Annotated in this window: 11 protein-coding genes and 1 pseudogene; 11 read left to right on the top strand and 1 reads right to left on the bottom strand. The window is 62.8% G+C overall.

Annotation, left to right across the window (positions count from 1 at the left end):
• Positions 1-54: 54 nt before the first annotated feature.
• From rbfA to SKA58_RS10435, 3 genes are all read left to right on the top strand, one after another.
• Complete coding sequence (gene rbfA / locus SKA58_RS10445) at positions 55-456, top strand: 30S ribosome-binding factor RbfA (RefSeq protein WP_009822390.1); 402 nt, start codon at positions 55-57, stop codon at positions 454-456.
• Positions 457-551: 95 nt separating this feature from the next.
• On the top strand, positions 552-1,421 hold the full coding sequence (locus SKA58_RS10440; RefSeq protein ID WP_037543403.1) for an alpha/beta hydrolase family protein: 870 nt from the start codon (positions 552-554) through the stop codon (positions 1,419-1,421).
• A gap of 10 nt (positions 1,422-1,431) precedes the next feature.
• Positions 1,432-2,010, top strand: coding sequence for a thymidine kinase (locus SKA58_RS10435; RefSeq protein WP_009822388.1), 579 nt, complete (start codon positions 1,432-1,434; stop codon positions 2,008-2,010).
• A 3-nt stretch (positions 2,011-2,013) separates the two neighbouring features.
• Here SKA58_RS10435 and SKA58_RS10430 read toward each other — a convergent pair.
• Positions 2,014-2,709: pseudogene (locus SKA58_RS10430) on the bottom strand (HAD family hydrolase).
• 61 nt (positions 2,710-2,770) lie between these two features.
• Between SKA58_RS10430 and truB the strand changes: the two are divergent.
• The 8 genes from truB (at position 2,771) to ligA (ending at position 12,738) form a co-directional block, all read left to right on the top strand.
• Positions 2,771-3,709 (top strand): tRNA pseudouridine(55) synthase TruB, encoded by a 939-nt coding sequence (gene truB / locus SKA58_RS10425; RefSeq protein ID WP_009822386.1) that lies wholly within the window; start codon positions 2,771-2,773, stop codon positions 3,707-3,709.
• Positions 3,710-3,726: 17 nt separating this feature from the next.
• A complete protein-coding gene (rpsO, locus tag SKA58_RS10420; RefSeq protein ID WP_009822385.1) occupies positions 3,727-3,996 on the top strand; it encodes a 30S ribosomal protein S15 in 270 nt (89 codons plus the stop codon).
• A gap of 214 nt (positions 3,997-4,210) precedes the next feature.
• Positions 4,211-6,526 (top strand): polyribonucleotide nucleotidyltransferase, encoded by a 2,316-nt coding sequence (gene pnp / locus SKA58_RS10415; RefSeq protein ID WP_037543400.1) that lies wholly within the window; start codon positions 4,211-4,213, stop codon positions 6,524-6,526.
• A gap of 145 nt (positions 6,527-6,671) precedes the next feature.
• Complete coding sequence (locus tag SKA58_RS10410; protein ID WP_037543398.1) at positions 6,672-7,691, top strand: sensor histidine kinase; 1,020 nt, start codon at positions 6,672-6,674, stop codon at positions 7,689-7,691.
• Between the two features lie 58 nt (positions 7,692-7,749).
• Positions 7,750-8,538 carry an outer membrane protein assembly factor BamD gene (locus SKA58_RS10405; protein WP_037543396.1) on the top strand — a complete coding sequence of 263 codons (789 nt, stop codon included), beginning with the start codon at positions 7,750-7,752 and terminating at the stop codon, positions 8,536-8,538.
• Positions 8,539-8,589: 51 nt separating this feature from the next.
• Complete coding sequence (gene recN / locus SKA58_RS10400; protein WP_009822381.1) at positions 8,590-10,254, top strand: DNA repair protein RecN; 1,665 nt, start codon at positions 8,590-8,592, stop codon at positions 10,252-10,254.
• Between the two features lie 44 nt (positions 10,255-10,298).
• Positions 10,299-10,634 (top strand): hypothetical protein, encoded by a 336-nt coding sequence (locus SKA58_RS19860; protein WP_156784192.1) that lies wholly within the window; start codon positions 10,299-10,301, stop codon positions 10,632-10,634.
• Complete coding sequence (ligA, locus tag SKA58_RS10395; RefSeq protein WP_009822380.1) at positions 10,627-12,738, top strand: NAD-dependent DNA ligase LigA; 2,112 nt, start codon at positions 10,627-10,629, stop codon at positions 12,736-12,738. Before SKA58_RS19860 ends, ligA begins: the two co-directional genes overlap by 8 nt.
• Positions 12,739-12,755: the final 17 nt, after the last annotated feature.

The following is a 12,755-nucleotide window of genomic DNA, read 5'->3' as shown; positions in this document are numbered from 1 at the left end:
GCGAAAGCCGCGCGCCCGCCCCCGGCCCCTCCCGCAAATGGGAGGGGAGGATTTATGTCCAACCAACCCGAAGGTCCCTCCGTCCGCCTGTTGCGCGTCGGTGAACAAGTGCGTCATGTCCTGTCCGAAATCCTGCAACGGGGCGACGTTCATGATGACGTGCTCTCCAGCCATGTCGTCAGCGTGACGGAGGTGCGCATGTCGCCGGACCTGCGCCACGCCACAGTCTTCATCAAGTCGCTGCTGGGGCAGGATGAGGATGCGGTGCTGAAAGCGCTGCGGACTAACACGGCCTATCTTCAACGCGAAGTGGCGCATCGCATTCGCCTCAAATATGCCGCAAAGCTCAAATTCCTTTCCGACGAAAGTTTCGACGAAGGCAGTCATATCGACAAGCTGTTGCGCGACCCCAAGGTCGCGCGTGACCTGGATGCGCCGGAGGAGGACGCGGAATAGCTTCGACGGGACGGCTTCCTGTCGCTAGCATCGTTTTTTAAGGCAGGCATAAGGGGTGGCATGTGACGAAGATCGCTTGGGCGGCGGCTGCCGCCATGATGGTTGCAGGCATGGGTCAGGCCCTTGCGCGGGATGCCGCCATTCATTCTGCTGTTACGACAGATCCCAAGCCTGACGCGGCTCATCCCGCAGGCATGAGCGCCTTTGTCATTCCCGCTCGGGACGGCGCAATGAACGCGGTGATGTACACCGCCCAGGGCGGCGGGCTGCATCCGACCTTATTGCTGTTGCACGGCTTTCCCGGCAACGAGCAGAATCTCGATCTGGCGCAGGCGGCGCGCCGGGCCGGTTGGAACGTGCTGAGCCTCCATTATCGCGGCAGTTGGGGTAGTCCCGGCGTGTTTTCCTTCAACAATGCGTCGGAAGATGCCTTCACCGCGCTTCAATTCCTGCAACAGCCCGCCAATGTCGCCCGCTATCACATCGACACCAGTGCGATCGCTGTGGCCGGACACAGTATGGGTGGCTTCATGGCGGCGGATGCGGCAGCAGCAGAGCCGCATGTCGCGGGCCTGTTCCTGATCGATCCATGGGATCCGGCACAGACGGTCACGGCGTTGGCGACCCCGGATGGCGAAGCAGCCTGGAAGGCCGAAGTGGAAAGCGACCTGCCGCCTCTTGCCGGGGCAAGCTATGAAAGCCTGACCGGCGAGATCAAAGCGGATGCTGGCAAGTTCGACCTTGGCCGTCGCCTGGCGGGCTATGGCCGTCGGCCGCTCAGCATCATCGGGGCCGAACGCGGTATCGGCGCCATGGCGCGCAAGGCGGCCGCCGACGCGCAAGGCTCCAATCCGTCGGCGCGCCTGATGGTTTGGCCCACCGACCACAGCTTTTCCGACAAACGAATCGCGCTGGCCGACGCGCTGGTCCGCTTCCTGGCTGGCGTTGCGCCCACGATCCGCTAGATCCGGCGCGATGGCGAAGCTCTATTTCTACTATAGTTCGATGAATGCGGGGAAATCGACCACCCTGCTGCAATCCGACTTCAACTATCGCGAGCGCGGCATGGACACGATGCTGTGGACCGCCGCTGTCGATACCCGTTACGGCAGCGGGCGCATCGCATCGCGTATCGGGCTGGAGGCACAGGCCCATTTGTTCGAGCCGGGTGTCGACCTGCACGCCGCGATCGCCCGGCAGCATGACGCCACGCCCCTGTCCTGCGTTCTTGTGGACGAGGCGCAGTTCCTGACCCGTGATCAGGTGTGGCAGCTAGCGGCGGTGGCCGACAGCCTGGGCATTCCAGTGCTCTGTTATGGGTTGCGCACCGACTTTCGGGGCAACCTGTTTGACGGCAGCGCGCATTTGCTCGGCATCGCCGACGCGCTGACGGAGATCAAGACGGTGTGTGACTGCGGACGCAAGGCGACGATGAACCTGCGTGTCGATGCACAGGGCAGGGCGGTCCGGCAGGGCGACCAGACCGACATCGGCGGTAATGACCGCTATGTCGCGCTGTGTCGCCGTCATTTTGTCGCCGCTTTGAACGGCTGATTTTCAGCCGAGCGTCGCTATCCAGCCAGGTAACTGCCCAAGTCGCTCCAGTTGCACGAACCGGGGATGACCTTCCGGCGCCGCTGCGCCTTCATGCGACTAGGCTCCTGCCTGCGGGATGAACGCCGCCCATGCGCCTGCCTCCAACGCGGGCAGGATATCAGATCGCATCGAATCGCCCGCCATGACGGTCCGATGCGCGTCGATGCCGTGCCGCTCGAACAGCGCCCGGAACGTGTCCGCTTTCTTGTCGCTGACGATTTCTATGCCGGAAAACAGGTCGCCCAGCCCTGAAGCGGCAAGCTTGCTTTCCTGATGCAGAAGGTCGCCCTTCGTCACCAGCACCAGAGGCGCCATAGCTGCCAGCGCGCTCAGCGTATCCTCTACCCCATCGAACAATTCGACCGGATGCGCCAGCAGCGCGCGGCCAGCCGCCAATATCCCTTCGATCATCGTGCCAGTCACCGCGTCGCCGGCAAGGTCTACAGCGGTTTCGATCATCGAGAGCGTGAAGCCCTTTGCGCCATAGCCATAGAGCGGCAGGTTGCGGGTCTCGCACGCGATCAGCCGCTCGCGCGTGACCTGCGCTTGCGCGAAGGGGCGCAGCATGTCGAGCAGCGCGTCTTCGGTCGCGTTGAAGTGGCGCATATTATGCCAGAGCGTGTCGTCGGCATCGAGGCAGATCAGGTCTATCGTCATGCCAGGGCGTTAGCGGATTAAAGGCTGACAGGACAATATCAGGCAGATAAGGGCGGCCGCCATGCATGGCTGGATCATTCTCGATAAACCCCATGGTCTTGGCTCCACCCAGGCGGTCAGCGCGGTCAAGCGCGTCCTGCGCCAAAGTGGGGCGGGCAAGGTCAAGGTCGGCCATGGCGGCACGCTCGATCCGCTGGCGACCGGCGTGCTGCCGATTGCGATCGGCGAAGCGACCAAGCTGGCCGGACGCATGCTCGACAGCGACAAGGTTTATGACTTCACTGTCGCTTTCGGTGTCCAGACCGATACGCTCGATCTGGAAGGGGAGCCGATCGCGACCAGCGACCACCGTCCAGCCCGGGCGCAGGTGGACGCGATCCTGCCCCGCTTCACTGGCCCAATCGAGCAGGTACCGCCCGCCTATAGCGCCATCCTGATCGACGGCCAGCGCGCCTATGATCTGGCTCGCCGGGGCGAGGTGGTAGAGATGAAGACGCGGGCGGTGACGATCCATTCCCTCACTTCCGTCAGGTTCGATCCTGTCGAGAGCCCTCGCGAATCGTTCTCGACAGGTTCGAACCGAACGGAGGATGGGGCTTTGGGCTCCCTTACCCTCACCGCCCACGTCTCCAAGGGCACCTATATCCGCTCCTTGGCTCGCGACATCGCTCTGGCGCTCGGCACCGTCGGTCATGTCACCATGCTGCGACGGGTGAAGGCCGGGCCGTTCACGCTGGACTCGGCAATTTCGCTGGACATTTTGAATGACGCTGCTACGGGGCATGGTATCGCGCAGTATATGCTGCCGTTGACGGCGGGGCTGGACGACATCCCGGCCCTTTCCGTCAGTCCCGATGAAGCATTGGCTCTCCGTCAGGGGAAGATGCTCATGGGGAAACCGCACACCGGTCTCCTGCTGGCTATGCTGGGTGAAACGCCCATCGCGCTGGTGGAGTCCAGTGGCCCGGACATCCGGGTGGTGCGCGGCTTCAATCTCTAGATACGAAAGGAAGCCCGATGTCGATCACTGCTGAGCGCAAGGAAGCGCTGATCAAGGAACATGCCCGCGCCGAAGGCGACACCGGTTCGCCCGAAGTCCAGGTTGCGATCCTGTCGGAGCGCATTTCCAACCTGACCGAGCATTTCAAGGGTCATCACAAGGATAACCACAGCCGTCGCGGCCTGCTGATGCTGGTCAACAAGCGTCGTTCGCTGCTGGATTATCTCAAGAAGAAGGATGAGGGCCGCTACAGCGACCTCATCGCCAAGCTGGGCCTGCGCAAGTAAGTCTGCTATACAAAGGAACGGCCCCCCCACGGGGCCGTTTCCGATTCCGGGATTTCGTCCCTGCCTGTGGCGGGGACATGCAAGAGGGAGATCGCGCAATCCGGTGCGATCCCCGAATACGGAGCCACACGATGCTCCGACACCGCAGCGGGCCGGTTAGCCCGCAGATGAGGCCCCGCCGGGCAATAGGGCCATGGCGGGCGAAGGAAAAAGCATGTTTGATGTAAAGAAAGTTTCGATCGAGCTGGCAGGCAAGACCCTGACTCTCGAAACCGGTCGCATTGCGCGTCAGGCCGACGCCGCCGTGCTGGCGACCTATGGCGAGACGGTGGTGCTGTGCGCCGTGACCGCCGCCAAGTCGGTGAAGGACGGACAGGACTTCTTCCCGCTCACCGTCCATTATCAGGAAAAATATTCCGCTGCCGGCCGCATCCCCGGCGGCTTCTTCAAGCGCGAGCGCGGCGCGACTGAAAAGGAAACACTGGTTTCCCGTCTGATCGACCGTCCGATCCGCCCGCTGTTCCCCGAAGGTTTCTACAACGAAATCAACGTTATTGCCCAGGTTCTGAGCTTTGACGGCGAAAGCGAACCCGACATCGTGGCGATGATCGCTGCCTCAGCTGCGCTCACCCTGTCGGGCGTGCCCTTCATGGGGCCGATCGGCGCTGCGCGCGTGGGCTACAAGGATGGCGAATATCAGCTGAATCCCTCGCTCGAAGAAGCGAAGGAAGGCGACCTCGACCTCGTCGTGGCCGCCACGGGTAACGCCGTGATGATGGTCGAATCCGAAGCCAAGGAATTGTCGGAAGACGTCATGCTGGGCGCTGTCATGTTTGCGCATGACGCGGCCAAGAAGGTCGTCAATGCGATCATCGACCTTGCCGAGCAGGCAGCCAAGGATCCTTGGGAAATGGCCGCGCAGGATGATCTTGGCGGCCTCAAGAAGAAGCTGACCAAGCTGATTGGCAAGGATATCGCCGCCGCTTACAAGCTGACCGACAAGTCGGCGCGCTCCAATGCGCTCAACGAAGCGCGCGCCAAGGCGAAGGCCTTCTTCGCTGAGGAAGAACTGGACGCCCAGACCGTCATGGCTGGGATCAAGCTGACCAAGAAGCTGGAAGCCGAAATCGTCCGCACTGCGATCCTCAAGGACGGCCAGCGCATCGATGGTCGCACCACGACGCAAATCCGCCCGATCGAGGCGATGGTCGGCTTCCTGCCGCGCACCCATGGTTCGGCTTTGTTCACCCGCGGTGAAACGCAGGCGATCTGCACCACCACGCTGGGCACCAAGGACGCTGAGCAGATGATCGACGGCCTCACTGGCCTGCATTATGAAAACTTCATGCTGCACTACAACTTCCCGCCCTATTCGGTTGGTGAAGTGGGCCGCTTCGGTGCGCCGGGTCGTCGTGAAGTGGGTCATGGCAAGCTCGCCTGGCGCGCGCTGCATCCCGTGCTGCCAAGCAAGGATGAGTTCCCCTACACCATCCGCGTCCTCTCCGACATCACCGAGTCCAACGGCTCGTCGTCGATGGCGACTGTCTGCGGCGGTTCGCTTTCGATGATGGACGCAGGCGTTCCCTTGAAGCGTCCGGTGTCGGGCATCGCCATGGGCCTGATCCTGGAAGGTAAGGACTATGCCGTCATCAGCGACATCCTGGGTGATGAGGATCATCTGGGCGACATGGACTTCAAGGTCGCGGGCACGGAAAACGGCATCACCACGATGCAGATGGACATCAAGGTCGCCGGCATCACGCAGGAAATCTTCGAAGTCGCCCTGCGTCAGGCGAAGGAAGGCCGCGCGCATATCCTGGGTGAGATGAGCAAGGCGCTGTCCTCGACCCGCACCGAATTGTCGGCGCATGCTCCGCGCATCGAAACGATCCAGATCGACAAGTCAAAGATTCGCGACGTCATCGGCACGGGCGGCAAGGTCATCCGCGAAATCGTCGCGGAAACCGGCGCGAAGGTTGATATTGACGATGAAGGCATCATCAAGATTTCCTCGTCCGATACCGCCCAGATCGAAGCCGCGAAAAAGTGGATTCTCGGCATCGTCGAAGAAGCGGAAGTCGGCAAGATCTACAGCGGCAAGGTCGTCAACATCGTTGACTTTGGCGCGTTCGTGAACTTCATGGGCGGCAAGGACGGTCTTGTCCACGTGTCCGAAATGAAGAATGAGCGCGTGGAAAAGCCGACCGACGTCGTGTCGGAAGGCCAGGAAGTGAAGGTCAAGGTTCTCGAAATCGACCCGCGCGGCAAGGTGCGCCTGTCCATGCGCGTCGTCGATCAGGAAACCGGCGAGGAACTGGAGGACACCCGTCCCGCCCGCGAACCGCGTGAACCGCGCGGCGACCGGGGGGAAGGCCGTGGCGACCGCAACCGTCGTGATCGCGGTGGCGACCGTGGCGGTCGTGGCGATCGTGGTCCCCGTCGCGACCGTGGCCCCCGTGGCGATGGCGGCGGCAAGGGCGACGATGACGGCTCCAGCGCCGGGCTGCCCGACTTCCTGACCCAGGACTGATAAGCCGACCCTGAAAAGGGGAGTAACTGAAGAAGGCGTCCGGTTTCGGACGCCTTTTTTGGTTGATGGGCCAGTTGACTGATTTCAATCAATGCGCTTCCGTAAGGACTTGGATATTGTGCCGACCAGCCAAACGGGGATCATCATGCAGCGGAGCAACGAGCGCTTTGTCGAACGCCTGCCGCTCGTGCTCAATCGGCCGGCTTATGCCTATCTGCTGACTTGCGTTTTTTGCGGCGCTGGACTGATGCTGCGCTTTGCCGCTGAACCATTGTTGCCGCAGGGTTATCCGTTCGTCACCTTCTTCCCAGCAGTCATCCTGTCCTCCTTCCTGTTCGGTGTTCGTCCGGGCATTTTTGGCGGCGTGATAGCTGGTTTCGCCTCATGGTATTTCTTCATCAATCCGATCCATAGCTTCACGCTCAACCCGGCGGTGGCAATGGCCATGTTGTTCTACATCGGCGTCGTCACGGTGGACATCATCCTCATCCACTTCATGCAACGCGCCAATTTCAATCTGGCGGTGGAGCGGGAGCGCAGCCGCGCACTCGCGGAAAATCGGGAGTTGCTGTTCCGCGAGCTTCAGCATCGCGTGTCCAACAATCTCCAGGTCGTCGCAGCGATGCTGTCGCTCCAGCGCCGGCATGTCGATCATGAGGTGGCCAGGCGCGCCTTGGACGACGCTTCGGCGCGACTGGCCCTGATCGGCAGGATCAGTCGCGCCCTCTACGATCCGTCGGGGCGTGGTCAGGACATTCGGGCTTTTCTTCTCACCTTGACCGCCGACATTCTGGATGCTTCCGGTCGCAACGACGTCAGGGCCGAGGTCTCCGCGCCGGAAGCTTTGATCCTGGCGTCCGACGTCACGGTTCCGCTGGCGCTCGTCGTTGCAGAATCGGTTAGCAACGCAATCGAACATGGCCTGCCCGATCGGCCTGGCACCATCCATATTACCCTGGAAAGCGATGAGGGCGAACTCACGCTGCGCGTCATGGATGATGGCAAGGGGGTGCCGCTGGGTTTCGACGCGAGCGCCGGCCAGTCGCTGGGTCTGCGCATCGCCAATGCGTTGGCGATGCAGCTTGGTGGTCGCTTTGCCATCCATCCCCGCGCCACTGGCGGCACCATCGCGCGGCTGGACCTTCCACTGGCTGCGACCTGTTGAATTAGGCGCAGCATTCTGGCGCTTGGCGGCGGCGCGTCGCTCGGCTATGACCCGCCCCATGCTGACGAAAACCCTGACGCGCATCGGCGCGGCCACCGCTCTGGTCCTGATCGCCTCGCCCGTCCTGACCGGCTGTTCGACATCGAAGAACAAGGCGGACACGCTCTATGTCGCCCGCGACGTGTCGACATTATATAATAGCGGCAAGGACCGGCTTGATCGCGGCCAGTACAAGCTGGCGGCCGCGCTTTTCGATGAGGTCGAGCGTCAGCATCCTTATTCGCCATGGGCGCGCCGCGCACAGCTCATGTCTGCGTTCAGCTATTATATGAACCGGGATTATGCCGAATCCATTTCGGCGGCCCAGCGCTTCCTGTCGATTCATACCGGCAACAAGGACGCGCCCTATGCCTATTATCTGATAGCGATCTGCTATTATGAGCAGATTGCCGACGTCACGCGCGACCAGAAGATCACGCAGCAGGCGCTCGATTCGCTCGGTGAACTGATCCGTCGCTATCCCCAGACCCGTTATGCGGCCGATGCGCGGCTGAAGGTCGATCTGGTCAACGACCATCTGGCCGGCAAGGAAATGGAGGTCGGTCGCTTTTACCAACGGCGCGGCCAGTGGCTTGCCGCGACGCTGCGGTTCCGCACGGTCATCGATAAATATCAGACCACGACCCATACGCCCGAAGCGCTGGAGCGCCTGGTCGAATCCTATCTGTCGCTCGGCATCCCGGCCGAAGCGCAGAAGGCCGCCGCCGTCCTGGGCCGCAATTATCCCGGCACCAAATGGTATGAGCGCAGCTACAAGCTGATGCAGGAACATGGCGGCGCGGCCTGAGCCGCAGCTTTCCCTGTTCCCCTTTTGTGCGTTGACGGGTAGGACCACGTCATGCTGACGAGCCTCGCGATCCGCAATGTCGTGCTGATCGAGGCGCTGGACCTGGAGTTTGGCGCTGGCCTCAGTGTGCTGACTGGCGAGACGGGCGCGGGCAAGTCGATCCTGCTCGACTCGCTTGGCCTGGCGCTTGGCGCGCGCGCCGACACCGGACTGGTGCGCGCGGGCGAGCAGCAGGCCAGCGTCATCGCGGCCTTCAACCCGCCCGCGCCCGATCATCCGGCCGCCGCTCTATTGGCTGACAATGGCATAGATATGGAGCCGGGCGAGCCCTTGCTCATTCGCCGCATGGTGAAGGCCGATGGCGGCAGCCGAGCTTTTATCAATGATCAGCCATGTTCGGCCGCTCTGTTACGCGAATTGGGCGGCTCGTTGGTGGAAATCCATGGGCAGCATGACGATCGGGGACTGCTCAATCCTCGCGGGCATCGCGCCATGCTCGATACTTATGGTCGATGCGATACAGCTGCTGTGGCGAAGGCGCATGCCGACTGGCGCGTTGCTGCCAATGCGTTGAGCCAAGCGCGTGAAACGGTGGCGACCGCCGCGCGGGATCGCGACTATCTCACCCACGCCGTTGAGGAACTGCGCACCTTCGCCCCGCAAGCTGGCGAAGAGGCGACTTTGGCCGAAGAGCGCGCCGCCATGCAGAAGGGCGCGCGCCTGACCGATGATCTCGCTACGATCAGCGATTGCCTGACCGGGTCGGACGGGGGCCTCGCCCAATTGCGGCAGGCGGCGCGCCGATTGGACCGGATCGCCGGGGAGGAACCGCTATTGGCCGCCGTGCTCGAATCCCTCGACCGCGCCGTGGTCGAGGCCGGGGAGGCGGAGGATCGGCTGGCCGAGGCCGCCGAGGCGTTGAGTTTCGATCCCGCGCGTCTCGACTCCATTGAAACCCGTCTGTTCGACCTGCGCGGTCTTGCGCGCAAACATCAGGTTGCGCCAGACGATCTCGCAGCGCTTGGCGACGACATGGCAGCAAGGCTTGTCGCGATCGAGGGTGGGGAGGAGCATATCGCCGCGCTGGAACAGGATGTGGCGCAAAAAGCCGATCTTTATCGCGTCGCGGCACAGGCGCTGTCTGCGGAGCGCCAGCTGGCTGCCGGTCGGCTGGATGCGGCGGTCGCGGGGGAGCTGGCCCCGCTCAAGCTTGACGCCGCCCGCTTCCGCACCGTCGTTGCCCAACTAGACGAGGGCCAATGGAGCGCACAGGGCATGGACCGGGTGGAGTTTGAAATCTCGACCAATCCCGGCGCGCCCTTCGCGCCACTTGCCAAAATCGCATCGGGCGGCGAATTGTCGCGCTTCATCCTCGCCTTGAAGGTCGCGCTGGCGGAGCGGGGTGGGGCGGACACGCTGATCTTCGACGAGATCGACCGGGGTGTGGGCGGCGCGGTCGCCGACGCGATCGGTGAGCGCCTCAGCCGCCTCGCGCAGAGTAACCAGATCCTTGTTGTCACCCACAGCCCTCAGGTCGCGGCGCGCGGCGCGGGCCATATGCTGATCGCCAAGTCGTCCGATGGCACCGTCACACGCACGGGGGTCCACGCCCTGGACGATGCAGAGCGCCGCGAAGAAATCGCGCGCATGTTGTCGGGAGCGGAAATTACGGCGGAAGCAAGGGCGCAGGCAGAGCGATTGCTGGAACGCGGCTAGATCATTTCCATGGAAACAGTGGGGCGCGTCCCTGTTAAGACCGCATGGCGTCAGCGCATTTTCCAGATTGGCTGCATGGGCTTTCCATCGCTTCGTTAACCCTCGCAATCCTGTGCGTGGTGGTCATCCTGGTTGATATCATGCGGCGGCCGCAGAAAATGGCCATCGTGAATTGGGTGTGGCCGCTGACTGGGCTGTTCGGCAGCGTAATCTCGCTTTTCTGCAACCTGAAGGCGGCTCGGCTCGGCGGGCCGGGGATGCGCAACGCGATACCCTATCGCGGTGGCCGGTCCAATCCGGCATCAACGAGAAGATGTAGGGCAGTGCCGCCGCGTGCTTCCGTGCGCGCTCGACAAGCGCTAAGGCAGCCCGATGACTGATCCAGCGATGCTGACCGAAGCCGAAGCGGCCAACCGCCTGATGCGCCTCGCCAAGGAAGTGGCGAAGCATAACCGCCTTTATCACGATCAGGACGCGCCGGAGATCAGCGACGCGGACTATGATGCGTTGATCCGCGAAAATAACGCGCTCGAAGCCGCCTTCCCGCATTTGATCCGCGCGGACTCGCCCAATGCGCAGGTGGGCGCGGCCTCGACGACGGCGCTCAAGAAAGTCCCTCATGCCGTTCGCATGATGAGCCTCGACAATGGCTTTTCGGACGAGGATATCGCCGATTTCCTCGCGCGCATTCGCCGCTTCTTGGCGCTGCCAGACGATGCGCCCGTTGCCCTCACTGCCGAGCCGAAGATTGACGGACTGTCCTGTTCGCTGCGCTATGAAAAAGGCGAACTGGTCCTTGCCGCCACGCGCGGGGACGGCACGACCGGCGAAGACGTTACCGCCAATGTCCACACGATTGCCGATATTCCCCAGCGTCTGACCGGCGAAGCCATCCCCGACCTGTTCGAGATACGCGGCGAGGTTTATATGGCCAAGGGCGATTTCGTGGCACTCAACGCCCGGCTGCTTGCCGAAGCGGAGAACCCTGAAAAAGCCCGCCAGTTCGCCAACCCGCGCAACGCCGCTGCCGGATCGCTGCGGCAGAAGGACGCCACTGTCACCGCCAGCCGTCCGCTGCGCTTCCTAGCCCATGGCTGGGGTGCCCACAGCGCGCTGCCCGCCGATACGCAACTGGGCGTCATGCAGGCAATCGCGGGCTGGGGCCTGCCCGTGTCCGACATGCTGGCCTGCGTCGACAGTCTCGATGCCCTTATCGCCCATTACCGCACCATAGAGGCCGGGCGCGCCGATCTGCCCTTCGACATTGATGGCGTGGTCTACAAAGTCGACCGGCTCGACTGGCAGCAGCGGCTGGGCTTCGTCGCAAAGGCACCGCGTTGGGCCATCGCCCACAAATTCCCCGCAGAACGCGCGCAGACCACGCTGGAAGCCATCGACATCCAGGTCGGCCGGACGGGCAAGCTCACCCCCGTTGGCCGCCTCACGCCCGTGACCGTCGGCGGCGTCGTCGTCTCCAATGTCACCCTGCACAATGCCGACGAGATTGCGCGCCTTGGTGTCCGACCCGGCGACCGAATCATTGTCCAGCGCGCCGGCGATGTTATCCCCCAGGTCGTCGACAATCTCACCCGTGATGAGGCGCGCGAACCCTTCCCCTTTCCGACCCATTGCCCCGTCTGCGGCTCCGAAGCTGTGCGGGAAGAAGGGGAGGTTGATGTTCGCTGCACCGGCGGTCTGATCTGTCCGGCACAGCGGTTCGAGCGTCTGCGCCACTTCGTCAGCCGCGCCGCTCTCGATATTGAAGGCCTGGGCGAAAAGACGATTCAGGAGTTTCTCGATCTTGGCTGGATCGCAGAGCCGGCCGACATCTTCCGACTTAAAAAACATCGCGCCGATCTGCTCGGTCGCGAAGGCTGGAAAGAAAAGTCGGTCGATAATTTGCTCATGGCGATTGAGGCCAAGCGCCAGCCAGATGCAGCGCGCCTGCTCTTTGGCCTGGGCATCCGCCATGTCGGCGCGGTGACGGCGCGCGACCTGCTCAAGCGCTATGCGACTCTCCCGGCGATCCGCGCCTTGGCGCAAGACATAATGGCCTTGCGCGATCAGCCGCATGACTCGCAGGCCAAGATGGACAAGGCGATTGCCGAGCATATCGGCGTTGACAATGTCGGCGTCGCCGTCGGTCACGCGCTCGCCCACTTTTTCCACGAACCCCATAATGTGGAGGCGTGGGACGATCTTCTTTCGGAAGTTTCGCCACCGCCTTATGTGGTCGAAACCACCGTCAGCGCCGTGACTGGCAAGACCGTGGTCTTCACCGGCAAGCTGGAAACCATGAGCCGTGACGAGGCCAAAGCGCAGGCCGAGCGGATGGGCGCGAAGGCGGCGGGTTCGGTCAGCGCCAAGACAGATTTGGTGGTGGCGGGGCCTGGGGCGGGGAGCAAGCTCAAACAGGCGACGGTGCTCGGCATCGAAGTCATTACCGAACAGGCATGGGCGGACATCGTCAAGGCAGCGGGATAGGGCCGGTTTCGACGAAT

It is taken from the genome of Sphingomonas sp. SKA58 (assembly GCF_000153545.1).
GTDB classification, from domain to species: domain Bacteria; phylum Pseudomonadota; class Alphaproteobacteria; order Sphingomonadales; family Sphingomonadaceae; genus Sphingobium; species Sphingobium soli.
This window is presented reverse-complemented; position numbering and strand designations above follow the sequence as displayed.